Annotated in this window: 28 protein-coding genes; 8 read left to right on the forward strand and 20 right to left on the reverse strand. The window is 61.8% G+C overall.

Annotation, left to right across the window (positions count from 1 at the left end):
- Positions 1-18: 18 nt before the first annotated feature.
- Entirely contained in the window at positions 19-693 is a 675-nt protein-coding gene (locus AC1D1F_RS09155) for a LysE family translocator (protein WP_477696554.1), read from the reverse strand.
- A gap of 38 nt (positions 694-731) precedes the next feature.
- Here AC1D1F_RS09155 and pdxR point away from each other — a divergent pair, with 38 nt between their 5' ends.
- On the forward strand, positions 732-2,195 hold the full coding sequence (pdxR, locus tag AC1D1F_RS09160; RefSeq protein ID WP_477696553.1) for a MocR-like pyridoxine biosynthesis transcription factor PdxR: 1,464 nt from the start codon (positions 732-734) through the stop codon (positions 2,193-2,195).
- Here pdxR and AC1D1F_RS09165 read toward each other — a convergent pair.
- Both AC1D1F_RS09165 and AC1D1F_RS09170 read right to left on the reverse strand, forming a co-directional pair.
- A complete protein-coding gene (locus AC1D1F_RS09165; protein ID WP_477679304.1) occupies positions 2,192-2,593 on the reverse strand; it encodes a GFA family protein in 402 nt (133 codons plus the stop codon). The genes pdxR and AC1D1F_RS09165 overlap by 4 nt on opposite strands.
- 209 nt (positions 2,594-2,802) lie before the next feature.
- The gene (locus AC1D1F_RS09170) at positions 2,803-2,991 is read right to left on the reverse strand and encodes a hypothetical protein (RefSeq protein ID WP_477679368.1); all 189 of its coding nucleotides are present in this window, start codon (positions 2,989-2,991) and stop codon (positions 2,803-2,805) included.
- A 223-nt stretch (positions 2,992-3,214) separates the two neighbouring features.
- Between AC1D1F_RS09170 and AC1D1F_RS09175 the strand changes: the two genes are divergently transcribed.
- Positions 3,215-3,469, forward strand: coding sequence for a hypothetical protein (locus tag AC1D1F_RS09175; RefSeq protein ID WP_477651817.1), 255 nt, complete (start codon positions 3,215-3,217; stop codon positions 3,467-3,469).
- 14 nt (positions 3,470-3,483) lie between these two features.
- Here the strand turns inward: AC1D1F_RS09175 and AC1D1F_RS09180 are convergent, their stop codons facing one another.
- The 5 genes from AC1D1F_RS09180 to AC1D1F_RS09200 all read right to left on the reverse strand — a co-directional run bounded on the left by AC1D1F_RS09180 (position 3,484) and on the right by AC1D1F_RS09200 (position 5,489).
- Positions 3,484-3,690, reverse strand: coding sequence for a DUF3606 domain-containing protein (locus AC1D1F_RS09180; protein WP_477679367.1), 207 nt, complete (start codon positions 3,688-3,690; stop codon positions 3,484-3,486).
- 131 nt (positions 3,691-3,821) lie between these two features.
- Positions 3,822-4,226, reverse strand: a complete 405-nt coding sequence (locus tag AC1D1F_RS09185; RefSeq protein ID WP_477696552.1) for a DUF1801 domain-containing protein — start codon at positions 4,224-4,226, stop codon at positions 3,822-3,824.
- 31 nt (positions 4,227-4,257) lie between these two features.
- A complete protein-coding gene (locus tag AC1D1F_RS09190; protein WP_477696551.1) occupies positions 4,258-4,707 on the reverse strand; it encodes a DUF1801 domain-containing protein in 450 nt (149 codons plus the stop codon).
- A gap of 21 nt (positions 4,708-4,728) precedes the next feature.
- Positions 4,729-5,163, reverse strand: a complete 435-nt coding sequence (locus AC1D1F_RS09195) for an SRPBCC family protein (protein ID WP_477696550.1) — start codon at positions 5,161-5,163, stop codon at positions 4,729-4,731.
- Positions 5,160-5,489 carry an ArsR/SmtB family transcription factor gene (locus AC1D1F_RS09200; RefSeq protein ID WP_477679318.1) on the reverse strand — a complete coding sequence of 110 codons (330 nt, stop codon included), beginning with the start codon at positions 5,487-5,489 and terminating at the stop codon, positions 5,160-5,162. Before AC1D1F_RS09200 ends, AC1D1F_RS09195 begins: the two co-directional genes overlap by 4 nt.
- Positions 5,490-6,086: 597 nt before the next feature.
- Between AC1D1F_RS09200 and cysC the strand changes: the two genes are divergently transcribed.
- The 3 genes from cysC (at position 6,087) to AC1D1F_RS09215 (ending at position 10,656) form a co-directional block, all read left to right on the forward strand.
- A complete protein-coding gene (gene cysC, locus AC1D1F_RS09205; protein WP_477696549.1) occupies positions 6,087-6,752 on the forward strand; it encodes an adenylyl-sulfate kinase in 666 nt (221 codons plus the stop codon).
- A gap of 123 nt (positions 6,753-6,875) precedes the next feature.
- Positions 6,876-7,979 carry a sulfotransferase family protein gene (locus AC1D1F_RS09210; RefSeq protein ID WP_477696548.1) on the forward strand — a complete coding sequence of 368 codons (1,104 nt, stop codon included), beginning with the start codon at positions 6,876-6,878 and terminating at the stop codon, positions 7,977-7,979.
- Positions 7,960-10,656: a response regulator gene (locus AC1D1F_RS09215; protein WP_477696547.1), complete on the forward strand. Its 2,697-nt coding sequence runs from the start codon at positions 7,960-7,962 to the stop codon at positions 10,654-10,656. The genes AC1D1F_RS09210 and AC1D1F_RS09215 overlap by 20 nt, the downstream gene beginning before the upstream one ends.
- A gap of 18 nt (positions 10,657-10,674) precedes the next feature.
- Here AC1D1F_RS09215 and AC1D1F_RS09220 read toward each other — a convergent pair whose 3' ends face one another.
- Positions 10,675-11,355: a sulfite exporter TauE/SafE family protein gene (locus AC1D1F_RS09220; RefSeq protein WP_477679080.1), complete on the reverse strand. Its 681-nt coding sequence runs from the start codon at positions 11,353-11,355 to the stop codon at positions 10,675-10,677.
- A 22-nt stretch (positions 11,356-11,377) separates the two neighbouring features.
- On the reverse strand, positions 11,378-12,760 hold the full coding sequence (gene hemN, locus AC1D1F_RS09225; protein ID WP_477679079.1) for an oxygen-independent coproporphyrinogen III oxidase: 1,383 nt from the start codon (positions 12,758-12,760) through the stop codon (positions 11,378-11,380).
- 202 nt (positions 12,761-12,962) lie between these two features.
- Between hemN and AC1D1F_RS09230 the strand changes: the two genes are divergently transcribed.
- Positions 12,963-14,081, forward strand: coding sequence for a fatty acid desaturase (locus AC1D1F_RS09230; protein WP_477696546.1), 1,119 nt, complete (start codon positions 12,963-12,965; stop codon positions 14,079-14,081).
- Here AC1D1F_RS09230 and AC1D1F_RS09235 read toward each other — a convergent pair.
- The 7 genes from AC1D1F_RS09235 to AC1D1F_RS09265 form a co-directional block, all read right to left on the reverse strand.
- Entirely contained in the window at positions 14,075-14,830 is a 756-nt protein-coding gene (locus tag AC1D1F_RS09235; protein ID WP_477696545.1) for a helix-turn-helix domain-containing protein, read from the reverse strand. The two genes, AC1D1F_RS09230 and AC1D1F_RS09235, sit on opposite strands and share 7 nt — an antisense overlap.
- 16 nt (positions 14,831-14,846) lie before the next feature.
- Entirely contained in the window at positions 14,847-15,257 is a 411-nt protein-coding gene (locus AC1D1F_RS09240; RefSeq protein ID WP_477679158.1) for a response regulator, read from the reverse strand.
- A 631-nt stretch (positions 15,258-15,888) separates the two neighbouring features.
- Complete coding sequence (locus AC1D1F_RS09245) at positions 15,889-19,626, reverse strand: hypothetical protein (protein WP_477700704.1); 3,738 nt, start codon at positions 19,624-19,626, stop codon at positions 15,889-15,891.
- Between the two features lie 61 nt (positions 19,627-19,687).
- Complete coding sequence (locus AC1D1F_RS09250) at positions 19,688-20,284, reverse strand: hypothetical protein (protein ID WP_477696543.1); 597 nt, start codon at positions 20,282-20,284, stop codon at positions 19,688-19,690.
- A 34-nt stretch (positions 20,285-20,318) separates the two neighbouring features.
- The gene (locus AC1D1F_RS09255) at positions 20,319-20,858 is read right to left on the reverse strand and encodes a hypothetical protein (RefSeq protein WP_477700705.1); all 540 of its coding nucleotides are present in this window, start codon (positions 20,856-20,858) and stop codon (positions 20,319-20,321) included.
- Positions 20,859-20,965: 107 nt separating this feature from the next.
- Complete coding sequence (locus AC1D1F_RS09260; RefSeq protein ID WP_477679065.1) at positions 20,966-21,430, reverse strand: hypothetical protein; 465 nt, start codon at positions 21,428-21,430, stop codon at positions 20,966-20,968.
- A 107-nt stretch (positions 21,431-21,537) separates the two neighbouring features.
- Complete coding sequence (locus AC1D1F_RS09265) at positions 21,538-21,822, reverse strand: hypothetical protein (RefSeq protein ID WP_477679064.1); 285 nt, start codon at positions 21,820-21,822, stop codon at positions 21,538-21,540.
- 195 nt (positions 21,823-22,017) lie between these two features.
- On the opposite strand from AC1D1F_RS09265, the gene AC1D1F_RS09270 reads away from it, so the two are divergent.
- Both AC1D1F_RS09270 and AC1D1F_RS09275 read left to right on the forward strand, forming a co-directional pair.
- A complete protein-coding gene (locus AC1D1F_RS09270; protein ID WP_477679063.1) occupies positions 22,018-22,557 on the forward strand; it encodes a hypothetical protein in 540 nt (179 codons plus the stop codon).
- A gap of 22 nt (positions 22,558-22,579) precedes the next feature.
- Positions 22,580-23,371, forward strand: coding sequence for an endonuclease NucS domain-containing protein (locus AC1D1F_RS09275; protein ID WP_477696542.1), 792 nt, complete (start codon positions 22,580-22,582; stop codon positions 23,369-23,371).
- A gap of 80 nt (positions 23,372-23,451) precedes the next feature.
- Here the strand turns inward: AC1D1F_RS09275 and AC1D1F_RS09280 are convergent, their stop codons facing one another.
- The 3 genes from AC1D1F_RS09280 to AC1D1F_RS09290 form a co-directional block, all read right to left on the reverse strand.
- Positions 23,452-24,285, reverse strand: coding sequence for a universal stress protein (locus tag AC1D1F_RS09280; RefSeq protein WP_477678752.1), 834 nt, complete (start codon positions 24,283-24,285; stop codon positions 23,452-23,454).
- 103 nt (positions 24,286-24,388) lie between these two features.
- Positions 24,389-25,033: a response regulator gene (locus AC1D1F_RS09285; RefSeq protein WP_477678753.1), complete on the reverse strand. Its 645-nt coding sequence runs from the start codon at positions 25,031-25,033 to the stop codon at positions 24,389-24,391.
- Positions 25,030-26,313 (reverse strand): PAS domain-containing sensor histidine kinase, encoded by a 1,284-nt coding sequence (locus tag AC1D1F_RS09290; RefSeq protein WP_477700706.1) that lies wholly within the window; start codon positions 26,311-26,313, stop codon positions 25,030-25,032. The genes AC1D1F_RS09285 and AC1D1F_RS09290 overlap by 4 nt, the downstream gene beginning before the upstream one ends.
- Between the last annotated feature and the right edge of the window lie 4 nt (positions 26,314-26,317).

Consider the following 26,317-nt stretch of genomic DNA (forward strand, 5'->3'; position numbering starts at 1 on the left):
GCCCGTACGCCGGATCGTTCACAGCATCAGCTTGATCCCAAACGCAGCCATCAGTGCCGCGCAAGCGCGGTCTATCGGCCGGCGCAGCGTCATGTAGCCCTCGATCACGCGCGGCGTCGAGAACAGGCAGGCGGCCAGGCTGTACCAGAGCAGCGCATCAAAGAGCACCAGCGCGACCGCCGCGGCGCGCAGCGGCCAGCCGGCGTCGGGCGGCACCAGCAGCACGAAGATGCTGCCGAAGTACGCCAGCGACTTTGGGTTCAGCAGGCCGGTGGCAACACCGCGCAGCAGCGCCTTGTGTGCCGGCTGTGCCTCGCGTCCGGAAATCGTCACCGTGGGTTTGGGCCCCGCGTGCGAGCGCCACAAGCGGACGGCAATATACAAAAGGTAGGCCGCGCCGGCGATCCGGATCGCCGTCTGCAGCGACGGCACAAGCTCGAAGACCGCCGTCAGGCCCGTGACCGCGACCAGCGCCCACATCGCGCCTGCGGAGGCCAGGCCGACAGCGATCAGCAATGCGCCGCGCCGGTCTCGCTCGGCGGCCGCGTGCACGACCAGCAGGATGTTCGGGCCGGGACTGACGATGGCCAGGCTGTCGATCACGAACAGCGAGAGCAGGACGAGCGCGGTATCCATCAATGCATCACCTTCCTTGTTGGGGCTGAGGATGGCATCGAATATGGTGCCGTTCAAGAGCCATAATTCTGAAATTTACAGGGACCAGAATACGCATGGAATTCAACATCGACATGCCGGCGGCCGGGTCCCGGGACCGCTTCGCCGCCCTGCACCGCCAGATCCGGGCCGCGATCATCGACGGCCGACTGGCCGCGGGCCTGCGCCTGCCTACCACGCGCGAACTCTCAGCCAGGCTCGGTGTGTCGCGCAACACCGTGGTTGCCGCCTACGAACAGCTGGCGAGCGAAGGTTATCTGCTGTCCCGCCAGCGCGCGGGCACCTTTGTCGCGGCCGTGGTGCCGGCGCGCGGCCCCGCAGCGCAGCCCTCCGACTCACCTGCCCTGGCTTGGGCCGACCTGCCCGACGCCTGGCAAAAGGTGACGCCGTGGTCCACCGAGGCCATGTCCACCGGGCCGCGTTTCGACTTCAGGGTCGGCTTGCCGGACCACTCACAGCTGCCCTGGGACACCTGGCGCCGCCTCTGCGCCCGCGCCCAGCACGACTTCGCGCGTGCGCCCCGGGCCTATACCGATCCCGCCGGCGACCCCCTGCTGCGCGAAGCGATAGCCGTCCATGTGTCCCTGTCGCGCGCGGTGGCCTGCAGCGCCGGCGACGTGTTTATCACCTCGGGCGCACAGCATGCCTTCGCCCTGCTGGCCGACGTGCTCGTCACGCCGCAGGCCACGGTGGTGGCCGTCGAGGACCCGGGCTATGCGCCCTTGCACGCGGCCATGGCGTTTCGCGGCGCGCAACTGCAGCGCGTCCCACTCGATCACGAAGGCTTGCGCGTCGACCGCCTGCCGCCGCAGGCCAGGGTCATCTGCGTCACGCCCTCGCACCAGTTCCCGGTCGGTACCGCGATGTCCCTGGCCCGCCGCTCCCAACTGCTTGAACATGCGCGGCAACACCAGGCCGTCGTGATCGAGGACGACTACGACGGCGAATTCCGCTTCGGCGGCCGCCCGCTCGATGCCCTCCATTCGCTCGACGACCGGGGCCTGGTGTTTTATGTCGGCACTTTTTCGAAGGTGATGTTCCCTGCCCTGCGCGTCGGCTTCGTGGTGGCGCCGTCCTGGGCGCACGAGCGGCTCGCTGCGGCGCTGCTCGCTACCCAGGGCGCGCCGCCTTTGCTGACCCAGCTGGTATTGGCCGCGTTTATCCGCGAAGGGCATCTCGCACGGCATGTGCGGCGCATGCAGCGCATCTATGCCGGGCGGCGCGACACCCTGCTACAGGCCATCGAGCAGCATGCGGAAGGCCTCCTGATACCGCTGCCGTCGGCGGCCGGGCTGCACGTGAGCGCGATGCTCGCACCGCAGTTCGAAGCGTATGAGACGGCGAGGATGGCAACCGAGGCGGGGATAGCGGTTGAGGCGCTGGACCGCTCCGGCCAGCGGCGGCTGCGCTACAACGGCCTGACCTTCGGGCTGGGCCTGATCGGCGATGACGAGGTGGCTGCGGGGGTGCGGGCGCTGGTGATGCTATTGGGTAAGCCCGCCCTGCCCCAGGCGTCCTAATCCCCTTCCCGCCCTGCCAGGCCCGCAATGTTTTCCGTCCATCGCAAGGCTGAGCGGCACCATTTCTGCACCGTCGGGACCAGCGCTTCGCGCTCGGCGATGCAACCCACCCTCAGCCCGTAAATCCCGGGATCATCGGCCGCGTAGGTATAGAGAGGCGAGCCGCATCGCGGGCAAAAGGCCTGGGCCCGCCTTGCACCGTTGTCGCCGGTTTTGACATAGATTCTGGGCTCGCCCGCGACGAGCTGGAATGACCCCTCTCTTGCGGGCACGGAGACCCGGTAAGCGGAACCCGTGAGCTTCTGGCAATCCGTGCAATGGCAGATCGCCGTCTCTTCGGGGGCCACTTCGGCTTCGTAGCGAATGTCCCCGCAATGGCAACTTCCGTGAACCTGCATGGCTGCTCCGGCCTGACGCCCAAAAAAAAGCCCGGATGGTCCGGGCCGGAAATTTCTCATTCCAAATGAGAGTGCGATCGGATCAAATCGCCAGCCCAATATAGCGAGCACCCGGATCGCGGCATGTAGGAAAAAACCGCATTCAAAAAAAAGCGAGATGGCCAGTCACCAACGAGGGTGGCCAGCCAGCTTTTGCGCGTTTTCGCCGCCTAACCCCGGCCCCACAGCTGCCCCAGCAGCTGAGCGATGGCAAATGCCGCGAGTCCCGCCAGGCGTACCGCCGCGAGAGCACACACACCCAACGCCAGGGCCAGAAGCAGTTCAGCGGTGCTGGACACTTCCTGCTGCTCTTCGGGCGCGGGGACCTCGATGACAGGGGGTTGGAATAAAGTATTCATGCCGCATCATTCGCAAACTAAAGTAGTTCGTTTTGTCGGCGAAAAACGTTTTACCGGCTCAGCCGGAACCTACAAAAAAACCCTCCAAATGGAGGAGCGCTTCCCCATAGAAAGAAAAAAATTCTCACAATTTTCCGGTTGCAACCCTATTGACCTTCTCTAGAAAATCCTCATTCCATCGGTATTTTCTTTTAACTGTTTCTTGACTGCCCAGGAGGGGCGTATGGCTGATTCCAGAGTCATGGAAACGCTGCGCGCCGCTGTGAGAGTTGAGCAGCATGAAGAGCTCGAACGCACACGGCGCTACCAGGTGTTTATGCAAAAGATGGCTGCCTTCCAGAAGGGAGCAGGGTCTGCGCCTTCGCCCGAGGAATTCCAGCAATGGTGCGAGGACGTGGAGCACCGCCTCGCGCTGCGCCGGCTTGAGGCCGGCATCCCCGAGTGGTCGCCGGACGCCCGGGACGACTCCCGGTACTGACGGACTGAAGGCTCTCAGTCCTCGATCACCGCCGGCGTTTTCCGGCCGCGACCAAAGTAGCGGCGGACCTCTTCGGGCTCGCTGCCCACGGCATAGACAGCCGCCCGCAGTTCAAGCTCCGTGCATTGCAGCTCGGCGCACCAGTCGCGCACGGCAAGCGGATCCAGCAGGCTGATGCGCTTGCCCGCGTCGGCTGTTGGGGGAACTCGCGAAGCCGTCATGTTTCTCCCTTCGGGGGGACATTGAGGGGTACCGGGCCTGCTTCTGACCCGGATGCATCCCGTAACGTGACTTTGCTACCTTTTGGCCTACACCGCATCCTCCAATTAGAGGAGGCGGTTGGCGCTATGCGCTATGCCTTGTTCAGCGCCGCGGCGGCGCGTATGAGTGCCTTCAAGGCCTTTTCATCGATCTTGTCGCCCTCATGGAGATCGATGGCGCGGCGGGTGTTGCCTTCGAGGCTGGAATTGAACAGGCCTGCAGGATCCTCGAGCTTGGCGCCCTTGGCAAAGGTCATTTTCACGGCGCTCTTGTAAGTCTCGCCGGTGCAGATGATGCCGCCGTGTGACCACACCGGAACGCCGCGCCACTTGAGCTCCTCGACCACCTCGGGCACAGCCTGCTGGATGATCTTGCGGATACGCGCCAGCGTCTCGCCGCGCCAGTCGTCGAGTGCCTTGATCTTCGCGTCAATCTGCGCGGAGGCGGAACCGCCTTCCTTGTCTTGCGCCGTGTCGCTCGCCATCGCTTTTTTCATGGTGATGTCGCTTTCTTCAGGGTTGTGCCGTTCACATTTTTTCGCCGGGCAATTCGCTGGCCTGTTGGATCCAGGCGGCCAGTTGGGCCTCGTCGAACTGCCCGCCTTCCTGGATGTGGAGGTAGCGTGTGTCCTGGCTCTTGGATTCGACAGGCGGCACGGGACGCAGCGACAGGCCGCGAAAGAAAGCCACCTTGACGTAGTGCGTGAAGCAATGAAAGCTCAGGAACCAGCCCTGGCCTTCAAGGCCGTAGAACGGCGAGTTCCACTTGACGGCCTTGCGCACGCCGGGGATGGTGCGCGTGATGAGCGCGTCGAGCCGTCGCCCTACATCGCTTTTCCATCCCGGCATGGCCGCGATATAGGCCTGCACGGGAGCGTCGCCCTCGCCTTTCGCGATCCGAGGGTTGCCGCCTGAGAGCAGGACGGGCTTCGCGGACTTCGCCGGCGCACCGGCTGTCTTTCTGGCCATGGCGTTCATGTCAGGGCTTCGCGTGAAAGCTCACACTGGGCGTGCCAGGACCTGCTCCAGGTTGGCAAAGAACTGCTGCCAGCCGTGTTTTGCGCCCTGGAAGGCCTGTTCCTGGTCGGTCCGGAAACCCGCCTGCTCCATGCGCAAACGGGTGCCGGTGCCTGTGGGGGTCAGCGTCCAGGTGACCACGCTCTCGAGGCCATAGGCCGCCCAGGTGTAGGACAGCGTTTTTTCGGGCTCCACAGTTTGCACCTCGCAGTCGACGGCGCCCCAGTCGGCGCTGAGCTTGAAGCCGTGGCCGACGACGGGCTGGAAGTCGTTTTTCATAAGCCACTCGGCGATCAGCTGCGGCTGCGTGAGCGCGCGCCAGATTTTTTGCGGCGGGTAGGCGATCTCGCGCTCGACAACGACGGAGCGGGTTTCAGTGGAAGCCCGGCTTTGGATTGGGGTTTGGGTTGCGCTCATTGGTCCATCCTTTTCAATAATGATTCAAGGTCATCAAAACGGTCATGCCAGAACGCACCGTAGACGCTCATCCAGTCGCGCAGCGGCCCGAGCGCCAGCGGTTCGGCGCTGTAGTGCGTCTCGCGCCCGTCACGCCTGTCGTTCACCAGCCGCGCCTGTTTCAGGACGCGCAAGTGCTTGGACACGGCTGGCTGCGACACACCCGCGCGGTCCGTCAAGGCGCGCACGGTCTGCGCCCCATCACGGGCCAGGCGTTCAAAAATCGCCCGCCGTGTCGGATCGGCAAGCGCCTTGAAAACTTCGTCCGCGATGGTTGCTGTTGGCATGTCTAAAGCATAACCCGATGGTTATTGATCTGTCAACCCCGGCAGAGGGCCGGCAGGGGAACCGGCTTATTGGCCGGCTGGATTTCCGTGATTACGACGGCTCCGCAGGGGTTGAAGGCCTCGCCTGCGATCAGTCTCCGATGATGAGCGGTCCGGTTTAAGGGGATACCAGGCCGAAAACGCGAAGGTAATATTGCCGAATAACTTTCACGTAGACGAAGGTAGTACTGTCTTCATGAAGCTCCCGTGCCTTGTGGTGCGGATTGGCCGGTGCACTCATTGAGCCGCGAAGTCCGGGCTTCCGCAGTGCTCGCCGGTATGTATGTCGCTCGCGTATCGCGCGAGTCATCGTCGCTGTTGGTGGTGCGCACGAAGCGCCTGCGAGCTTTGACACCCAGGTTGTGCGGCCTTCAGCGCAATTCAAGCTTCCACATAGACGAACGTAGTATTGACTAATCACTATCGCAGAGTATCTTTTGTTTTGCGTTTGTGATTTTTCGCGTTGCTGTCCGATATTGACATGCCGATATTGCGCTTGCGCAACATCCAGATTGGATGAGCGCATTCAAACGAGGAACTCCCAGCATGGGAACGTCTATGCATACGAAGGACTCCGCGACTGACGTTGCTGCAGTAGCCGTACAGCCTTCAGAACAGGGCTGCAGCCTGCCTGGCACAAATATTTTCTACCATTCCGGCACAGTCACCGAGCAATGCAGGCAAGCTTTGCTCGGGCACGCGCCGGCCACGATCTGGTTGACCGGATTGAGCGGTGCGGGAAAGTCCACGCTCGCATACGCATTGGAAAAAATGCTGCTGGATCTTGCCCATCCTTGCTTCGTTCTGGACGGCGACAACCTCCGGCATGGACTGAGCAAAGACTTGGGATTTTCCGCGCCGGACCGCAGTGAGAACATTCGACGCACGGCCGAAGTCGCGCACATGATGAATGAAGCCGGATTGATCGTGATCACCGCCTTGATTTCGCCGTTCCGGGACGACCGGAAAATGGCTCAAGCCATCATCGGCGATGCGCGATTCATTGAAGTCCATGTCAGCACGCTGGCAACCGTCTGCGAACAGCGCGACCCGAAAGGACTGTATGTACGGGCACGCGCCGGACAGCTTGCGGAATTTACCGGCATCTCGTCTCCCTACGAAACACCGCTAATACCGGATTTGGTGCTCGACACCGACGCATTGCCCTTGAAAGATTCGACCCAGACCTTGCTCGACCTTGTTTCGGAGCGCTGCTTCACGTGAGCCGGCAACAACAGAGTGGTCTTCATGACCCGGTCCTCATGACCGATTGACCGGAAATTTCTTTGGCCTTTTTGTGTTGAATATTTCAGCATATTCAATATAAACAATAACGGGAGCAGGCATATGGAGGTTGCAGGAGCAAAGGACGTCGACGCCGTTGTGCACTCTCGCCCACGGCCGGTACTGATGATTCCGCTGCGGCGCTGCGGCAGCCATGCGTTGCGCTTGCGCCTGAACTTCAATCCACATTTTTACTCGCCCTATCCGCTGCATATCGTGGATTTCATGCCATTGGCGCCGCTCTATGGCGATCTTTCCGATGACCAGGCTTACTTCCGCATGGTGGTGGATGTGGTGGGCTTGCAGGCCGCAAGCCCGGTAAAGTGGTCAAACGTGGTATTTGATCCGAGGCAGATATTCGAGGCGATACGCCACGAACGGCGCAGCGTGCACCGCATCGTCTGGGAATTGCTGCTAAGCGCCGGGGAGCAGCATGGCGCAGGAATCGTCATGGATAAATCGCTCGACAGCGTGCATTATGCGGACGAGCTGATGGGCCTGTTTCCGCAGCTGCTGTTCCTGAATGTCGTGCGGGATCCGCGCGCGCAGGTAGCCTCAATGACCCGCGCCATCATCCACGATTTCGATACCACCCTGAACGCGAAGGCCTGGGTTGATGCGTATCGTGTGGCGCTGTCACTGGCGGAGCGTTATCCGGAACGGGTGCTTACCGTCCGCTATGAAGATTTTCTTGCCGATCAGGAGAGCACGCTGCGCAAGGTCTGCCGCTTTCTCGACATCGAGTACCTGCCGCAAATGCTGGATGTAACGCGTTCGCACGAGGCGCAGCAGCTCTCCCACATGTCGGCGCTCTGGGCTTCGAATTGCTTCGCGCCGATAGCCGCCAACACGGACAAGTTCAAAACGCAACTTTCGATGAAAGAAATCGAAGTGATCGAAACCTTGGCGCGCGACTACATGGCGCTTTATGGCTATGAACGGATGACCGATGCACAGGCAGTGATCAGCGACGGCATGATGGCGCGCTCCCGCGAATGTTCCGAGGTGGCGAAACGATGCGCCTGGCGCGATCTGGAGCACAACGATTATCGGGATTTCATTTTGCGACGCTTCCGGCTGGACTATCTGCAGCAGGTGCGCAATCGCCTGGAAAATTTGCCGATCGCCGATGCAGGTAACGTCAACGATGTGGCACGCATTGCGTGAAATTCCTCTATGGCGAACGTGGCGAAATTGCATGCGAAATAAAGAAACTGCGATGAAACATTGGCAATTCGGCGGCATCAAAGGAAAGCTCCTTGTCGGCCTGGGCTCCATGCTGGGATTTACCGCGTTGATCGCCATCATCGGAGTGTGGTGGATCATGAAGCTGGAGCGCGTCAACGATGAGGTCGTTGACGCGGGACTGACGGTGGAGCGGCAGATCAAGGAATGGCATCGCTTGACGCGGGCCAATACCTTGCGGACGCTGCTTCTGCTCAAAATCAATGACCCGGTACTTGAAAAGGAAGTCCGCGTCGAGATCGACGAAACGGTCAAAAAAGTCAACGGTATCCTGCGCAAACTGGATGCAACCTTGCACGAGGGTCCGATTGCGGAAACCTTTTTCGCGGCGACCGAACGGCGCTTGCAATACCAGAAGATCCGCAGCGACGCATTCCGGGCAAAAATGGCCGGTGACGAGCGCGAAGTCAGCCGCATCATTGAGCAGGAACTGATGTATGCACAGAACGGCTTCCAGGCCGCGGTACAACAGCTGTCCGACGAGCAGGTCGCGAATATGCAAGAGTTGGTCGCGAGCAGCAATGCGCAGTCGGAGCAGGCGCGATTCATTGTTGCGGCCTCCACCTCCACCGCATTCGGCTTGGCGCTGCTGTTCTGGTTGGTGGTGCGCAAACGCTCCCGGGAGGTCGAACGCACGCTGAATCACCAGCTGTCGGAAAGCACGGAACTGCAACAGGCAATCCTGGATAGCGCCAATTTCTCCATCATCTCGACGGATACCAACGGCATGATCCGTCTGTTCAACAACGGCGCGCACCGCATGCTGGGTTATTCGGCCGACGAGGTCTTCGCCCGGCATACACCTGACTTGTTGCATGACAAAACCGAAATGGCAGAGCGCGCACAGCAGCTAAGCATCGAACTGCGACAGCCGGTCCAGGCCGGTTTCGAAACGCTCGTTGCCAGGGCGCGCGGCGGCTCGGCGGACGAGCGGGAATGGACTTATATCCGTAAGGACGGCAGCCGTTTGCCCGTCATGGTATCGGTCACCGCGCTGAGGGATGAGCGCCTCGCGCTGACTGGGTTTCTTTGCGTTGCCTACGACCTGATAGAACGCAAGAAGGTCGAAAACATGAAGAACGAATTCATTTCGACGGTCTCGCACGAATTGAGGACCCCGCTCACCTCCATCCGCGGCTCGCTCGGGCTGATCTTCGGCGGCGTGGGCGGTGAGTTGCCTGAGGCCGTGAAGAACCTGGTGGGCATCGCCAAGAGCAACTGTGAGCGCCTGATCCGGTTGATCAACGACATGCTGGACAGCGAGAAGATCGAGTCCGGCAAGATGCGCCTGGACCTGCAGGTCATCGACATCAAGCCGCTGGTCCAACAGGTGCTGGCCGCCAACGAGGGTTTCGCGGGCCAATACAGCGTGACCTTGCGGCTGCAGGCACCCGATGCGCAGCTGCAGGTGCGCATTGATGGGGACCGCATGATCCAGGTACTGACCAACCTGCTGTCCAATGCGGTGAAATTTACGCCGCCGGGAGGGGTGGTGGAGGTGCGCATATCGCGCTTGGCCCAGAGTGTGCGGGTCGAAGTGGTGGACCGCGGCCCCGGTATTCCGGAGGAGTTTCGTGGCCGCATTTTCCAGAAATTTTCGCAAGCGGATTCTTCCGACACCCGGCAAAAAGGCGGGACCGGTCTCGGACTCAACATTTCCAAGGCGCTCATCGAGAAGATGGGCGGCAGCATAGGCTTTAGCAGCGCGGTGGGCACGGGCACCACCTTCTTCTTCGAGTTGCCCGAATGGCAGAACACGGTGCCGCTGCTGCAGCCGTTCCGGGCCAAGGGTGACGCCTTCCAGCCGCGCATCCTGATTTGCGAGGATGACCCCGACGTGGCAAGGCTCATCGGCATGATGCTGGCCAAGGCGGGATTTGAGACTGAGATGGCATATAGCGCGGAACAGGCTTTGGCCTGTCTTGCGCAGCACAGCTACGACGCCGTGACCGTGGACCTGAAGCTGCCGGGCCAGAACGGCATGGCCTTCATCAGTGCGCTGCGCGACAACGAAAGCACACGCAAGCTGCCGGTCGTGGTGATCTCGGCCCTGGCTGAGGAAGGACAACTGCAGTTCAACCACAAACCGCTCACGGTCTCGGATTGGCTGCAAAAGCCGATTGATGAAGACCAGCTGATCCAGAGCGTACGACGGGCCGTCGCCGGCATGCCGTCCGGCAAGCCGCGCATACTGCATGTGGAAGACGATCTCGATATCCAGCGCATCGTTGCCGAGGTCGCCCGGGATTTTGCCATCTTCAAATTTGCCGCCACGCTGGACGAAGCCCGTGCCCTGCTGCAAGAGCAGCGCTTTGACCTGGTGCTGCTGGACCTCGGGCTGGGCAAGGAGTCAAGCTGGGACCTGGTGGAGGACATTGATGCGCTCGATCCGCGGCCGCCGGTGATCGTGTTTTCGCCCAGCGCCGCGGACCTGACGGTAAGCAAACAGGCCGAGGCTGTCCTGTTCAAGGTCCGGACCTCCAACATTGAGCTGTTAAGTACCATCCGGCGTATTCTGCAGATTCCCGCAGACCCTCCCGCCGTCCCAGGCCCTGTGCAGACCCATGCCGGCCCTCCCTCGTCGCATTTTTTACATTGAGGACGAGCCTGGTATCCCTCACGCCAGCCCGCACCACTGCGCGATGCGATGCGTCATGTCACCCCACAGGCCGAACACGGCCGCCAGCACCAGCACGCCACCGGCCAGGCGCACGCCCAGTTGCCCGCCCAGGCCGTTGCCGGCACGCCGCAAGCCGGCCAGCAGCCGCGGCGCCAGCAGCAGGGAGATGCCGCTGCCCACGGCAAAAGCCGCCATGGCCAGCGCGCCTTGCAGCGGCCCGCCGCTCAGCGAGGCCACCAGCAGCGCCGAATACAGCAGGCTGCAGGGCATGAAAGCCCACAGCGCGCCCACCGAAAACATGCCGCCGCGCGAAGCGGCCACGGCTCCCACCCGTGACCAGGCCGAGCGCCCTGCCCGGTCCGCCCAGGCCGGCTGGCTGGCGTTGACTACCAGCATCAGTCCCCAGCCCAGAACGGCCAGATGGAACAGCACCCAGAGCGGCTTGACCACGGCGGCCTGTTCCGTCATCCAGGCAAAACTTTGCACCGCCGCCGCTGCCGCCGCGCCGGCGGTGGAATAGCCGGCCAGCCGCCCGGCCTGGAAGGCCAGCGGCGACTGCGGCCGCCGCTGCGCGCCCATGCGCCTCAGGCCGCCGCAGGCCGCGCCGCACATCACGGCGCAATGCGGGCCGCCGGCCAGGCCCATCAGCAAGGCTGTCGTGGTCAGTGCGTAGGACATGGTGACGCGGACCTCAAGCCGCCTAAATGATGCGCGAGAAGCGGCTGCGGTTGAGGTCGGACTGCAGGTAGCGGTCAAACACCATGGCGACCGCGCGCAGCACAAACCGGCCTTCGGGCGTCACCGCTATGCCGGCGTCGGACAGCACCACCAGGCCGGCGCTTTCCAGTTCGCGAAGGCGCTCCAGTTCCGCCGCGAAGTAAGCCTTGAAGTCCAGCATCCAGGCGAGTTCTATCGATTCGAACCACACCTGGCCCTGGCACATGATGGCCATGATCACCGCGCGGCGCGCCAGGTCGTCCCGGCTCAGCGCCAGGCCGCGCGTGACCGGAAACCTCCCCTGGTCCAGCAGGTCGCAATACTCTTCCAGCGTCTTGGCGTTCTGGCTGTAAGTGGCGCCGACCGCGCCTATGGCCGACACCCCCAGGCCGACCAGGTCGCGGTCGGGCTGGGTGCTGTAGCCCTGGAAGTTGCGGTGCAGCCGGCCCTCGCGGCTGGCCACGGCCAGCGCATCGTTCTCGAGGGCGAAATGGTCCATGCCGATGTAGCGGTAGCCCGCGCCCTGGAAGCGCGCCATGGCCTCGGCCAGCATGGCGGCCTTGTCCTCGGCCGCCGGCAGCAGCGCCAGCGGGATGTGCCGTTGCGGCTTGAAGCGTTCCGGCAAATGGGCGTAGGCGTAGAGGGCGATGCGGTCCGGCCTGAGCTCCTCGATCTGGCGTATCGTGCGCGCGAAGGAGGTTTGCGTCTGGCGCGGCAGGCCGTAGATCAGGTCCACATTGATGGATTCAAAGCCGAGCGCGCGCGCCTCGGCGACCAGCGCGAACACCTGCTCCGCCGGCTGGACGCGGTGCACGGCCTTCTGCACATCGGTGTCAAAATCCTGCACGCCGAAGCTCAGGCGGTTGAAGCCCAGGGCGGCCAGCGCGGCCAGGCGCTGCTGGTCCACGGTGCGCGGATCCACCTCGATGGACATCTCCGCGCCGGCGACGATGTCGAAATTGCGCCTGAGCATGTCCATGAGCTGTGCGAGTTCCGCGTCAGACAAAAAAGTCGGTGTGCCCCCGCCCAGGTGCAGCTGGCTGACGGGCTGGCCCCGGCCCAGGCGCGCCGTGTACAGGGCCACTTCGCGCTCCAGGTAGCCCAGGTAGGCCGCGGCGCGGCTGTGCTGTTTGGTGATGATCTTGTTGCAGGCGCAGTAGTAGCACAGCGACTCGCAAAACGGGATGTGCACATACAGTGACAGCGGCGCGGCCGAGGCTTCGGCCCGGGATCGCCTGTCGTCCAGCGCGCGGCCGTGGTCGCCGGCGCTAAAGGCCTCGACAAAGCGGTCCGCCGTGGGGAAAGAGGTATAGCGCGGCCCGGAGATGTCGAAGCGCTTGAGGGCCTGGGGTAGAACTGCGGGCATGGAATGCTTGGGGGAGTGTGAGGCCTCCACTGTGCCGCCGCGCCGCCCCGGCCGCGTTGACATGGATCAACGGGGGCGCAGGGGTGGGCGCGTTTGCCTTGTGCTTGACCTGCGTCAAATCACGGGAAGGGGCGCGCCGTAAGCTGGCGGCTTCGCTGTCGCCCTGGGTCCAAGGGCCCCGGCCGCTAACCCTTCACTCCTTATGCCCAACTCCCAAGCAATCCAAGCAATCCAAGCAATCCAAGCCTCCCCCGCCACTCCCCTTCCCCACCGAAAAGTTCTGCGCTCCTGGCTTCTCCCCATCTCGGCCAAAAACACCGGCATCGCCCTGGCGCTGACCCTGATGGATTTCGTCCTGTTCGCCGCCTGCATGGCCGGGGCGGTGCTCGCGCGCCATCCCGCCGTGCAAATACTCATGTCCCTGCTGGCCGGCTTCATGATCGCCAGGCTGTTCATCCTGGGCCACGATGCCTGCCACCAGAGCTTCACACCGCACCGCAGGCTCAACCGCTGGCTGGGCCGCGTGCTGTTCCTGCCCTCCCTCACGCCCTACAGCCTGTGGGATGTCGGGCACAACATCGTGCACCACGGCTACACCAACCTCAGCGGCTTTGATTTCGTCTGGCAGCCTTCGACCCTGCAGGCCTACCAGTGCATGCCCGCCTGGCGGCAATGGCTGGAGCGCGCCTACCGCAGCGGCTGGGCACCCTGGCTGTATTACCTTCTGGAAATCTGGTGGAAGCGGCTGTATTTCCCGTCCAAAGCCGTGATGCCCACGCGGCGCGGCATCTTTGTGGCCGATAGCCTGCTGGTCAGCGCGGCCGCCGCGGCCTGGATTGCCGGCCTTCTTGCCATGGCATCGGCGACCGGCCAATCGGCGGCCTGGCTTCTGGCCGTCGGATTTTTCCTGCCGCTGCTGGTGTGGAACGCGCTCATGGGTTTTGTGGTCTATGTGCACCACACGCACACCAGCATCGCCTGGTACGACAACAAGAAAAACTGGTCCGACGCCAACCCCTTTGTCTCCACCACCGTGCACCTGAGCTTCAACACGTTTTTCGGCGCGGCGCTGCACCACATCATGGAGCACACCGCCCATCACGTGGACATGGGCGTGCCGCTGTACCGCCTCAAGCAGGCCCAGGCCATGCTGGAAGCCAGGCTGCCCGGCCACATCGTGGTGCAGCCTTTTTCCTGGCGCTGGTATTTCGACACGGCGCGCCGCTGCAAGCTCTATGACTTCGAGCGGCGGCAGTGGACGGATTTTTCCGGCAGGCCGACTTCAGAAGAAATGGCCGGCGCCTTGCCCGCGTCTCAGTGAACCCGGGTATCGAAGACGCGCTTGAGCGCCGCGTGGTCGACGATGCGGATATGGCGTTTGTCGACTTCGAGGATGCCCTGTTGCTGGAACGCGGAAAACGTGCGGCTCACGGTTTCCAGCTTCATGCCCAGGTAGCTGCCGATCTCGGCGCGCGACATGCGCAGGTGGAACTCGCCGGCCGAATAGCCGCGCAGCTTGAGCCGCTGCGATAGGTTGAGCAGGAAGGCGGCCAGGCGCTCCTCGGCATTCATGCTGCCCAGCAACATCATCAGGCTGTGTTCCCTGACAATCTCCCGGCTCATCAGGCGGCTCACGGCCTGCTGCAGGTCGGCGCTGCTCGCAGCCAGGCCGCTGATCTGGTCGTAGGGAATGGCGCAGACCTCGGTGTCTTCGAGCGCCGTCGAGTTGCTGGCATAGGCGCCGTTGGCGATGCCGTCCAGGCCCATCAGCTCACCGGCCATCTGGAAGCCGCTGACCTGCTCGCGCCCGTCGGCCAGCGTCAGGCTGGATTTGAAGGTGCCCATGCGTACCGCGTAGATGTTGCGAAAGGGCTGGCCCTCGTGGTAGAGCGCCTGGCCCGCCTTGACCTTGCTGCGGTTGAAACCGAGCCCGTCCAGCCCGTTCACGTCGGCGGGCGTCATGCCGCAGGGCAGGCAGATATCGCGCAGGTTGCAGTCCGAGCAGCGTGTCGTCAGCGGCGGGATGGCGGCGGCGGGTGAATGGGCGGCGGATGAACAGGCTGGGGTCATGACGGCTCCTTTGGAATCAAACGTGAGAAACGGGTTGGACTACAGACCGGGGCTGCGCAAGCCCGGCCACGGCGTTGCCGAGCCGGTAGAACTCGGCGTGTTTGTCGAGAAAGCAGGCGGCGCCCGCGGCCAGGTAGCGCGCGCGGTAGGCCGGCTCGGCGTGATTGCTGAGGATGATGAAAGGGATGTGCGGCGCGGCCTTACGGACGGCCTGCAACACCTGCATGCCTGTGCCCTTTTCGAACTGCACGTCGAGCACCACGGCGTCGGGTTGCGTCGCCAGGATGCCCGGGACCGCCGACTCCGGCGTATCGGCCTGCCCTGCGATTTCCATGCCCTGGTTGAGCAGCATCGCGGCCACCCGGCTGCGGCTCAGCGCGGAGTCGTCGGCCAGAAAAACCCGGGTGGGTGAGGCGGTGTGCTGCATGCCCCTACTGTCGCGCAGGCGGCGCGCCCGGGACATCGGCTTTTGCTGAAAGGCCGGCTCGGAGATGGCTGGTTTGCCGCGGCCGGCGATCTTAGCCCGGCTCGGAATTTTCCTAGGAGCCCGGACGCCTAGTGGAGGGTCGGCCGTGATTCCTGAAAATTTCGCAGAAACAGTCCTAAGTCCCTGTCGCTGTTGATTTTTTAATCTCTCTTAGCCGATTGGCTGGCCTCTTTAGTCGGGTTTTCGCAACCAATTCAGGATCAGGCGCCAGCACACTAAAACGCTCCAGCAGGCTGGCGTGTGAACAGCGCCTCGATTTTCAGGGTCGCGGCGGGTTGCTGCTGCTGGCTCAGCTGTTCGGGGTGCCTAGCCTGCGCCGCAGTGACCCGTTCTTCGGCTTCCTCGTTGACCCGGGTGGCCAGGCGGGATGTGCCGAGATACGGGGCAAAATGATATTTCAGCGAAAAAGTAATAAAAATCCAAAATGTTATTCGATGCCATCGCACTCCCCCGGGGAGCGACCGCTTAAGGCCTCCTGGACTCAAGCGAGGGAAACTCCCCGCTGTGTATCTCAGGCTCATTTCCTGAAAGCCGACCTCGCCACGCTCAGCTTGCTCGGAGCTTCAGAAAATCAGCTCCGTTCCTCGTGCATCCTCTCCCGATCGATAAGCTTCGTGAGCTCCCCGATGTAGGCGTCCAAAAAGGCCTTCACTTTGATTGACGCAGTCGCGCCGGCCCATTTAATCGCCTGCTCTCGCTGTGCCGCGTGATGCTCGGACGGAGGGCCGCTGTAAGTGCCCAGGCCGAATCGAAACGCGAGCGCGTCGTTGAAGCCTTTCGTGGAGCCATACCTCTCGATGAAAGCTGCGGTGAGATCGCCGCCGGGAGAGGTCAGAGTTTTCGGGATGAAGTCGAGTGCGCGGGCAATGCGCTCACGCGGTGACTTGTCAATCCAATTGAATATGCGTTCTGCTGAAAATGCCTCGATCGGCGTAGGGGACGCATCGTCTCGCATGCCACCTCCCAGCCAATGCGAAACGGTCCATGCATGCGACTTTCCTTCCAGCGCAGCAGCGACGATTTCCCAAGACTCTTCGGGTTTCGCCGCGCATATTGCACCTAAGATGCCGAACGTCTCGGAGGCGGCGGCGTAGGACTGTCGTTTCTTGGGATTTAGAAGCGCCGCAAGCAGGTTGACCTCTAGATTCGGAAAGCGTCCCCTGAATGCTTTCGCCATAGCCTCCCATTGATGGGAGTTTTGGCGCATGTTGTCGCCGAAGAGGCGATGGTCCGTCACCAGCTTCCAGTGCAGGCGCTCCGCGCACTGTGGACCCGACAACCTCCCGAACCAGTAGAAGCCGATGCCGAGCGCGACGTCGGCGGCGATGAGCGACTTGTTGCGCAGCAGTGAGCGAAGGAGAGCTTCGACCTCATCCGGCGGTAAGACAGCCTGTTTCACTTGATATCCGACATGCACGAAAAGCGCTGGCGGAGCGGTCTTCGCGAGCTTGACGAGTTTGGGTATCATCGCCCGCGAAACACCAGACTGGACCGTCGCCGCAATTTTCCAATCGGCTGGGGCGCGACCGGCTAGGAGGTCCAGCGCGATCGCGTCCGCGTCGGCAGGATCCACTTCCCTGGTGCCGTCCAAAAAGCCAACAATGAAGCCGCCCCCACCTGCAGCTCCCAAGGATTTGGCTCGTTGTATCGCGAGGGAACGAAAATCCGAGTCGGACAGTTTGCCAATATGGTGCCCAAATATGCGAATCCTGTGCCCCTGCGATTGAATGGCATGGTCCAAATGGCTAGCGGCAATCTCAGGGCTGGACAGCATCTCGCGGACCAGCGTCTCCACGCGCTTTGTTGGGAGCGGTGAGTCCGCGTGCTCGCCGGATTTCGAGACGGTGTAGTTTTCATCGTAAGTTTCATACTCGACGAAGCGTGCGAATCTGCGCTCATAGGACCCATTGGATAGGGTTCCAAGTAGCTTGGTAAGCCGCCTTTTGGTCGCCTGCGTGGGTTTGGCGAGAGGAAATCTCTCGAAGTGAAGCAGCGCCTTGACAAGTGCCTCGTGGTCCGCACCTGGCAGCATGAGTTGACCCTCAAGGGTGCGGAGCAACAGCGAAACGAGGGGGGCGTGCCCCATTAAACCAAAGCACCCGCGGATGATCTCGCGCGACACCTCGTGCTGCCATTGCGGATCGAACGAATTCGCCTGCTCGAGAAGCATCGCCAACGCCGCCCTCCACGGGGTGTAGAGATCTTCCCAAATCTTAGGTGCCCAGAGCCGTATGGTCGGTAGCAGACCTTGATATTCCACACCGATCACGCGCGTTCCTCCACGCGTCTCTAATATTTTTCCGCAGAGTTCAAGGCCGAGCTTGCGCTCGAACGATTCAGCGGATCCGAACAGCCGGGCGATGAATTCGATGCGCACCATCGGATTGGCCTGGGAAGGAGCGCCCGCAATACCAAACAATTTTCGAAGCGTACCCCGCGCATTGTTGTCGTAGCTGGATTTCTCAATCGCGGCCAACTTGACGAGGAGCTCGGCCGCGCGCGTGAAATGCGGAGCCCACACTGCGATTCGTTCGATGGCGAAGACAAAATCCTGGGATTGTCCGAGATAGGGGTCCGTCGGCGCGATCCACACATCCGTGGTGCGTTCAAGCAGCGCGAGTGTCGATGCTGGATCGGCCTCGGCCAGGGCGGAGAGGAAGCGGGATCCCCGATCGGAACGCAAGAACTTTCGTTTGGCGAAGGGGCTCTTCGGATCATCGAGCAACTCCTTGACGGCCGCCTGCGCTTCCGGCGAGCCGTTCGCGTAGCGCATCATGTTCGTGAACCAGGAGAGTAACGACTCGGGAAGCTCTTTGAGCAACTCGTTCAAGTTCGCCGTGATGCCGTAGTTGCTCCACCACTCGCGCCACAAGTGGACGTGGAGCGCTTGTGGCACGATGCGCAATGTGCGGTCGCCTTGAAGGATGCGACGCTTGACGAATTTGGCAACGTCCCTCTCAAAGGCGCCCTTTGTGATTGACCCATCTACGCGCTTGGCGAGCTTGCCGACGAACTTGCCTTCGGCGTGGACCGGCTTTTTGAAGCCAAACTTGCTGAACAGTGCGATGTGGCGCATCTCCGTGAGCAAGCGTTGCGCCTCAGGGCTGTCAGCGCGTTTGTAGCCTATTACGAAACGCTCCCACACATTGACAGTCGCGGGAGATTTGAGGATGTCCTCGGGGTGCAGCGCCAAGTTTTCCCCGAGAACGTGCGCAGAGCGCGCGGACCCTTTGCACCATTCAGTCCAATTGTGGAGGTCGCCAGAGCCGACTAGATACGTGCCCAGGATTTCGCCGATTTCTTTGTCGCCAAGCTTAGGAAATTCAATGGTTTCCATTGAGGTGTCGCGGCTCACTTCCGGGCCGTGGTCGATGGTGACGAGCTTGATACGCTGCTTGCCCTTGATGACGTTGTAAATGGTCGCCCGGTCGACTTCGTCGCACTCGTCGACAACCAATATCGTCCAGTAGCCGCGCTCTTCATTGATAAGCTCGGTCAAGAGTGAGCCGCTTCTAAGCAGAGCGGCGGAGCTCGCGACATACACACAGCGCGCGGCCAAGTCGTCGGATCCTCGGATGGTTTCGAGCACAAGGCGCGTCTTGCCGCATCCTGGCTCTCCAATTACGCGTGCGTGCTGGATGGTGTCCCCCCTCAAGATATCCGCCAGCCGCTTCATGAAGCGCTTTTGAGCGTCGCCGATGGCAAGAACGCCGCCGAGGTCCGCGCGCGCTCCCCACTGCCTCACTGTCTCGAACTCACCATCCTTGATACCATTCAATTCGAGGCTCAGCGATGGGTATAAGCGCAGCAGTGAGGTGAGTTTGCCGGCGCCCCAAACTTTGACCTCCGCATTAAGATAGCCACAATCAGCGAATGCTTTTCGAAGGTGCGCCTCGGCCTTTGAATGCTCCTCCGGGAGCAGGTCATGGCCGGACGCGACGAGCACGTAGACGCCATTGGTGTCCAGGCACCGCTTGACGGCGGCTCCAAGGCGGTCTTTGGAGGCGGTGACATTGGATTTGCCGAAAATTTCCTTGCGCGCGACCGCTTCCTGCCAGGGTTCGAACGAGTCGCCAGACTTGATCTGAAAGTGGAATGAGACCGCCGGTCCTCCCTGAACCGCTGCTTCCGCGATCACTTTCGCGTCGATACCACCATCTTTCGCGTTGATGCGTTCGGAGATGACCACCTCGCTCAGGCGCATGGGCAGCGCGCCGCAATACAGCAAATCCCGCACAAGGTGCGTCGCTTCGCGCGCGTCCAACTTTTTTACACGCTCGATGTTGGGCGTGAATATGCTTGGTTTCACCTCGTCTCCTTAGTCCGTAAGGCCGCTAGGCGTCACTGTCTCACGCGGCCGGGAGAGTCGATTACGTTCCGGTCGCGGGCGGTTGCTTTAGCTGACGTGCTACTTCGCGTTGCACGGAATGCAGCCGAATGCTGCGTTCAGCTTCGTCCGTGAATGAGCCGATTTCCTCCGCCAGTAACTTGGAGTCATACAGCTTCTCCAACTTGGCCATGTTGGATTCGATGAGCATCAGAAGTTCCTCGTGTGACCGGCCGGAGGAGTTCATAGACTCTATCATCTGTCGCACCCCCTTGAGGCCCGTCAGAGATGTTTCATAGGAAGTGGCGAAGCCCTCGGCCGGCTGAATGACCTCCGCGGCGCCCACCTCCAATGCTGTAGAACTCAACGCACGCATCTTGCGTCGGGCAGCCAGAATTGCGGCCTCACCTTCAATTAGTGTCTTGAGCGCCTCGCGCTTTCGTTGGGCGAAGGCGAGTTCTCGCGCTTGTAACTCGTTGCGCTCCGTTCTTTCTTCGGCACGCCTTGCTCGCTCATTGCCTTCGTTGGCCAGAGACTCACTGTGCTTCGAACGTCTATATGAGATCAGGCCAAATATCATGCCCACGATTCCGAAAACGATGGCCGCGAGCTCATTGGGCTTAAGTCCGAGTATGTCCATGGATGTGCCTTCGGGGAGATTGTGTTTGTGACGCCTAACGTTTGCCATAAGTCATAAGGGGTGCCCAAAAGGCTGCGCCAAGAAGGGCCAATGGACCGCCATAGTCCATGCGCTGCAATACCTTGCCTTTGAGTTGGGCGGTATTCAGTGTGATGATTTCTTGGACTGAGAAAATCTGGTTCTCGCACTCCGGATACGTGAGCCACACTGGGTTGAGTGGATCGTGTGCGAATGCATTACGAATCAGCCGTGCTATCCACGCTGACTGCTGAACATCTTCACGCAGATGCGATAGACGCTGGGGAAAGACAGGCTGTAGAGCCGTATCGATCTGAACCGCCATGATATAGGTGGCGGAGTGCTCCAGCGCCGCCGCCGCGAACTGCTCTTCATCCTGTGTTGGCGATAGTTCTTTCGAATGCGCAACGTGCTTTCCGAACGAGAGAGTATCCAGATACGCAAACGCATTCTTAGGTTGTGAGCTCGTGCAATGCGCGCGCACCGCTACTGCCAGCTTGAACTGATGCTGCGCAACTGTTATGAGCTGACGATGAAACTTGAAGTCTGCTTCCATGGGATAACGGCTAACATAACGTTGTTTGTGAGTTTCGTTCAGCTCGATAAAAATGGAGAGCAAACCCCACAAATCGATTCTAGGCGGACAGTGTGGCAACCGCCTCCTCAATATGGACGAGTACAGCCCGAGCAAGAGGATGAGAGGTTGGCCGTGATTCCTGGGAATTCCGCGCAAACAGGCCTAAGTCCCCGTCTCTGTTGATTTTTTTGAATCCCTATTAACCGATTGGCTGGCCCCTTCAGGCGGATTTTCGCAGCCAATTCAGGATCAAACGCCGTCGCGCTGAAGCGCTCCAACATGTTGGCCACCAGCTGCTCTTGCGCCGTGACGGATGACCTAGCCGTCGCCAGCGCCACTTGCAACTGCTGCTTTGCGGTGAGCAGTTCGTCGACCTTGGCGAGCAACTTCTTGTTCGAGGCACTGAGCTGCTGGACGGCCGCGTCTTGCTCGACCAGGCGCCGACCCAATTCCTCGGCGCGCCTTTGCGCAAACCCCAGTTCATCCTTGAGCGGGCGCAGGCCCCGCACCTCTTCTTGAGCCTTGTGTAGATCACCCTGGGTGCGCGACAAATCGCCTCAATTGAGCAGCGGAATCAGGCAGAAAAGATTCGTCTGTAGATTCTGACAGCCCCGGACCTCTGGAAGCAGGTCCATGCTCGCTTCGTCGTTGCGAACAACTAGCCTGCGGTCGCACTCGAGCCGAGAAAGGGCAGCTGCAGACGCCATTTGACCTGCACCGCGGCTGCTGCGTCATGGAGCGCCGCCGAAAGATCTTCACTGCACCCATAGGGGATGATCAGGCGCCAGTTCAGATCCAGGCCATGCCCACCTGGTAGTTGGTCCGCCATGATGCAGGGCTCGGTTTTTGGCCAAAGACCAGTCATGCGCTCATTGCGGCGTGCCTGCAGCAGGATTTCCAGAGCAATTTCTTCTCTGGTACGGGTCTCAAAGGTAAAAAGCATTTAGGTTCCTTACGGCGCAACAGCGCGCCAAACTGAATGATGGCGTCACGACGGCGTTTTGTGGCGCGGGCATCTAGTCTCACTTTTCCCGGGCGCATCACGCTGGATCATCCGAAGTCACGCCAGGTCACGGCCGTGCACATGGGTTCACGGAAAATATTTTCTCGCTGTGGTTTGTTTGGTACGCTCCGATGCATGCTCAACACGATCATGACCACCCTGGCAACTCTAACCCCTACGCACTGGATTTCTATAGCTGCTTTGGCTGCATCGTTGGCGAGCCTCAACTTCTCAGTTCGTGGGTATTTGCGTGACCGCCCGAAACTCAGGATCGAGGCACGGCGGTATCAGTCTGATCAGGCCCCGGGCTATATCGAGGTTAAGGTTGTGAACGAAGGAAGGAGACCAGCATTCCTTGTCATGCTTTGGGGAAAGGACTCGGCTGGCGCTGGAAGCGGGGTCCAGCTCACCTATGAAGACACAGGCATCAAGCTTGGGGAGCACGAATTCAAGACCTTCAAGGTTACCCATCTGCCGCGAGGTAAGAATGAGTTCGATGCTGTCGGCATCGACGAAGACGACACTTTCGACTTCGAGCGGATGTTGATCGAGGACTCGCTTGGCAAACGCCACGAAATACCTAGCATGAAGGAATTGCTGCCGGCACTGCGCGTTGATTACAAAGATTGGTGCGAGAGGACGGGCTATTGGAAAACCCCGGCCTCCACTTCCTGAACCTCATTTCATGGGAATCCACATGGGCCAACAAATTTACGAAAAACCCACCCGAGCGCTGCTCAAAGACATGCTGCAGGAGTGGGTCTTGAAGCCTGGGCAAGTTTTCACGATCGCCCAGGCCGTCGAATGGTTCGCCGCGAATTACCCAAAATTGAAATCGGGCAGCATTCGTGCGCACCTGGTCCAGGCGGCAACGAACGACGTTAGCCGGCTTCATCACCCGGCCACGAACGAAACCGATGACATCTTGTTCAAAGTGGCCTCCGGGCAATACCGCCTTTATGAGCCTGGGAAGGATCCTGCACCAATCCATGACATGGTTGCCGGCGATGTGGCTCGCCAGGAGGCGTCTGTGGCCGTCGACGAGGAGGAGGAAGGTGAGGAGGCTGCACCAGGTTCCTCGGAATTTCTCCTTGAGAAAGACTTGCAGCGCTATCTTGCTGAAAACCTTGAATGCATCGAACCAGGATTGAAGCTCTACGAGGATGAAGACATTCGTGGCATCGAGTACGAAGCCGGCGGCGGCCGGCGCATTGACATCCTGGCGCTGGACAAGTCCGGCACTTTTGTTGTTCTGGAGCTGAAAGTCTCACGCGGTTACGACCGCGTTGTCGGTCAGTTGCTCAGGTACATCAACTGGGTTCGCAAAGAGCTGGCTGAACCTGGCCAGCGCGTGCGAGGCATCATCGTTTGCCGCAGCATCTCCGATGACCTGCGCTTGGCTTGCGCCAGCATCAGGGACGTCGAACTCTGCGAGTACAAGCTGTCCGTAACTGTCTCTAAAGTGCCGCAGCTTGAACTCTCAAACTAATTTCATTCCTGGCCCGAATAAATCTTGTTAGTGCTCGGCGTGAGTGGCTGCAGCAGATGCTCCTTCTGCCGCCCGGACGCCTAGTGCGCCATCAGTACCGGCAGCGTCATGCTTTTGAGCACGGTCCGGGAGGCGCCGCCCAGCACCCATTCATGCGCGCGGGTATGGCCGTAGCAGCCCATCACCAGCAGGTCCGCCTGCAGGTCGAAGGCGCGCGAGAGCAGCAGTTCACCGAGGTTTTCGGGTTCCACATCTTCCCGCTGCCAGCCGGCCTTGACGCCATGGGCCTGCAGGTGGGACACGATGTTCGGGCCTCCGGCGCCGGCCGCTGCGTCGGCGCCCCAGCTCAGGATGTGCACTGCGCTGGCCTGGCGCAGCAAGGGCAGCGCCGCCGCCACGGCGCGCGCGGCTCCCGGGCTGGGCTTCCAGGCGATCACCACACGGCCCGGCAAACCGGGCCTGGCCGAGGTATAGGGAAGCACCAGCGCGGGCCGCCCGCTCAAGGCGATCACCGTTTCCGGAAAATCCGCCGGCATCAGCGTGGACCAGCCCTCCCCCGGGCCGTGCTGGCCCAGCACCAGCAGGTCCGCATACAGCGCCTGCTCCGCGAAAGCCGGGGCCAGCGGGAACGCGTGGATTTCAGCCCAGGTGGCCGGCAAGCCGGCCGGCCTGAGTTGCTCAAACACCGATCTCGCGCGTGCCAGCTCGGTGTCCTGGGTGTTGTCCCGCCTGACAGCGAGGCCAGTACCCATGCCTGAGGTGACGGGAAGCGCCTCCGAGGCCGAAGGCGAGGCATACAGCGCCGTGATGCCGGCGCCGTGCAGGGCTGCAAGCCGACAGGCAAATTCAAGGCGTTGCGCGAACTGCGGCGAGGCATCGGCGTGGACCAGCAGTTGTTTGAGTTCGTTGCCCATGGCGCCTCCGGTTCAGAGTTTCAATGCCCTGACTCTAAGGCGATGCATCGACAGCCGTGTTGACCCTGGTCAACACCATGCGCTTTCCGCGGCAGTGGCGGCCTCAGGGATCCAGGGGCTCGGCCAGCCCATGCTTGAGCGCGTAGCGGATCAGCTCGTTCTGGTTCTGCAAGCCCATTTTTTGCATGAGGTTGGTTTTGTGGGTGCTGACGGTCTTGACCGACAGGTTCAGCCGGGTGCCAATGTCCGTCAGGGAAACACCGGCCACCAGCAGCTGCAGCACCTCGAACTCGCGGTTGGAAAGGCTCTCATGCGGAACCACCGCGCTGCCGGGCATCGCGCCCAGCGCCAGCTGTTCGGCCACCTCGGCGCTGATGAAGGCGCCGCCCGAGGCTACCTTGCGTATCGCCTGCTCCAATTGGTCCGGCGCACTTTCCTTGGTCAGGTAACCGCTGGCGCCGTTTTTGATGGCCCGCACCGCGTATTGCAGCTCCTGGTGCATGCTCAGCACCAGAATGCGCAACTGCGGCTTCTCGGCGCGGGCCAGCTTGATCAGTTCCATGCCGCTGCGGCCGGGCATGGACAGGTCCAGCACCAGCACGTCGAAGGCCAGCTCGCGCACGCGCTGCATGACCTCCGTGCCGTTTCCGGCCTCGCCCGCGACCTCCATGTCCGCGATGGACGACACGATGCGCTTGAGGCCCTCGCGCACGATGGCGTGATCGTCGGCAATCACAATCCTGATCATGGGGTGTCTCCCGTTTCGGTTGTTTCGGGCACCGGAATCACCACGCGAACGCGGGTGCCGCGGCCCGGCGCCGTGTCGATCTCCACCGTCCCCTGCAGCAGCCGGGCCCGCTCGCGCAAGCCCATGAGGCCCAGCGAACTGGTCTTGCGCGGCGCGCCCAAGGCAAAACCCGCGCCGTCATCGGCGACCTCGAGGATCACCGCCGCGGCGGTTCTTTCAATGCGCACGTCGACCCGCGACGCGCCGGCGTGCTTGGCCACGTTGACCAGCGACTCCTGCACGATGCGGAATACCGCCGTGGCATAAGGTTCGCCGAGCTCCACGTCTTCATCGAGCGAGAGCCGGCATGGCACGCCGTGGCGCTGGCTGAAGTTGTGGGTCAGCCACTGGATGGCCGGCACCAGGCCCAGGTCGTCGAGCAGCAGCGGCCGCAGGTCCGAGGCGATGCGGCGCGTGGCGGCGACGGTCGTGTCCAGCAGGCCCAGCATGTCGTCGAGTTTGGCCCGCACGGCATCCGCGTCGCGCGGCAGGGCCTCCCGGACCCAGGTGGCATCCATCTTGATGGCCGTCAGCGACTGCGCGAGTTCGTCATGCAGCTCGCGCGCGATCCGGGTTTTTTCGCTTTCACGGATGGCGTGCGCCGCCGAGGCGAAGGCGCTCAGTTCCTCGCCGGCGCGCACGCGCTCGGTCACGTCGCGCAGGATGACGGTGTAAAGCTTGCCGTGCGCGGTATCCAGCTGCGAGATCGAGGCTTCCAGCGGGAACTCCTCGCCGCCGGCCCTGAGCCCGTAGAGCACCGTGCCGTCGCCCATGCGCCGCGAGGTCGTGCCGGTCTGGCCGAATCGTTTGACCTGGTCACCGTGCGCGCCCTGGTGCCGCCGCGGGATCAGGCGCGTGAGCGGCTGGCCCAGCATCTCGCGCGTGGGCCAGCCGAAGATCTTTTCGGCGGCCTTGTTGTAGAGGATCACGTTCTGCTCGCTGTCCACGGTGATGATGGCGTCCATGGCCGAGTCCAGCAGGCCGGCGAGCCTCGCATCCGCGCCCTCCAGTGCTTGTTTGCCGGCCCGCGCCCGGGCCGCATCGCGCCCGGCGATCAGCCAGGCCATGCCGCAAGTGGCGGCGGCCAGCGCCGCGACCAGGGGCAAGCCAGGTTGCGATTGCGGGTTGGACGCGAGATGGATCGCGGCCAGCAGCGTGAGCGTGGCCATCACGGCCAGCACGACGGCCGTGGAGCGCCGGTGCTTTGGCACCGCATCGCCTATGTGGGGAAAGAGGGACATGGCG

The organism is Polaromonas sp. P1_H6, assembly GCF_056405195.1.

Coding starts and splice junctions, on each gene's coding strand:
- AC1D1F_RS09195 (WP_477696550.1), bottom strand. CDS start 5,163: ATGAGCGCAACCCAAACCCCAATCCAAAGCCGGGCTTCCACTGAAACC.
- AC1D1F_RS09170 (WP_477679368.1), bottom strand. CDS start 2,991: ATGAATACTTTATTCCAACCCCCTGTCATCGAGGTCCCCGCGCCCGAA.
- AC1D1F_RS09175 (WP_477651817.1), top strand. CDS start 3,215: ATGGCTGATTCCAGAGTCATGGAAACGCTGCGCGCCGCTGTGAGAGTT.
- AC1D1F_RS09215 (WP_477696547.1), top strand. CDS start 7,960: ATGTGGCACGCATTGCGTGAAATTCCTCTATGGCGAACGTGGCGAAAT.
- AC1D1F_RS09265 (WP_477679064.1), bottom strand. CDS start 21,822: ATGCTTTTTACCTTTGAGACCCGTACCAGAGAAGAAATTGCTCTGGAA.
- AC1D1F_RS09230 (WP_477696546.1), top strand. CDS start 12,963: ATGCCCAACTCCCAAGCAATCCAAGCAATCCAAGCAATCCAAGCCTCC.
- AC1D1F_RS09270 (WP_477679063.1), top strand. CDS start 22,018: ATGCTCAACACGATCATGACCACCCTGGCAACTCTAACCCCTACGCAC.
- AC1D1F_RS09285 (WP_477678753.1), bottom strand. CDS start 25,033: ATGATCAGGATTGTGATTGCCGACGATCACGCCATCGTGCGCGAGGGC.
- AC1D1F_RS09210 (WP_477696548.1), top strand. CDS start 6,876: ATGGAGGTTGCAGGAGCAAAGGACGTCGACGCCGTTGTGCACTCTCGC.
- AC1D1F_RS09255 (WP_477700705.1), bottom strand. CDS start 20,858: ATGGAAGCAGACTTCAAGTTTCATCGTCAGCTCATAACAGTTGCGCAG.
- pdxR (WP_477696553.1), top strand. CDS start 732: ATGGAATTCAACATCGACATGCCGGCGGCCGGGTCCCGGGACCGCTTC.
- cysC (WP_477696549.1), top strand. CDS start 6,087: ATGCATACGAAGGACTCCGCGACTGACGTTGCTGCAGTAGCCGTACAG.
- AC1D1F_RS09180 (WP_477679367.1), bottom strand. CDS start 3,690: ATGACGGCTTCGCGAGTTCCCCCAACAGCCGACGCGGGCAAGCGCATC.
- AC1D1F_RS09240 (WP_477679158.1), bottom strand. CDS start 15,257: ATGCAGCACACCGCCTCACCCACCCGGGTTTTTCTGGCCGACGACTCC.
- AC1D1F_RS09290 (WP_477700706.1), bottom strand. CDS start 26,313: ATGTCCCTCTTTCCCCACATAGGCGATGCGGTGCCAAAGCACCGGCGC.
- AC1D1F_RS09280 (WP_477678752.1), bottom strand. CDS start 24,285: ATGGGCAACGAACTCAAACAACTGCTGGTCCACGCCGATGCCTCGCCG.
- AC1D1F_RS09235 (WP_477696545.1), bottom strand. CDS start 14,830: ATGACCCCAGCCTGTTCATCCGCCGCCCATTCACCCGCCGCCGCCATC.
- AC1D1F_RS09275 (WP_477696542.1), top strand. CDS start 22,580: ATGGGCCAACAAATTTACGAAAAACCCACCCGAGCGCTGCTCAAAGAC.
- AC1D1F_RS09220 (WP_477679080.1), bottom strand. CDS start 11,355: ATGTCCTACGCACTGACCACGACAGCCTTGCTGATGGGCCTGGCCGGC.
- hemN (WP_477679079.1), bottom strand. CDS start 12,760: ATGCCCGCAGTTCTACCCCAGGCCCTCAAGCGCTTCGACATCTCCGGG.
- AC1D1F_RS09250 (WP_477696543.1), bottom strand. CDS start 20,284: ATGGACATACTCGGACTTAAGCCCAATGAGCTCGCGGCCATCGTTTTC.
- AC1D1F_RS09200 (WP_477679318.1), bottom strand. CDS start 5,489: ATGCCAACAGCAACCATCGCGGACGAAGTTTTCAAGGCGCTTGCCGAT.
- AC1D1F_RS09190 (WP_477696551.1), bottom strand. CDS start 4,707: ATGAACGCCATGGCCAGAAAGACAGCCGGTGCGCCGGCGAAGTCCGCG.
- AC1D1F_RS09185 (WP_477696552.1), bottom strand. CDS start 4,226: ATGAAAAAAGCGATGGCGAGCGACACGGCGCAAGACAAGGAAGGCGGT.
- AC1D1F_RS09165 (WP_477679304.1), bottom strand. CDS start 2,593: ATGCAGGTTCACGGAAGTTGCCATTGCGGGGACATTCGCTACGAAGCC.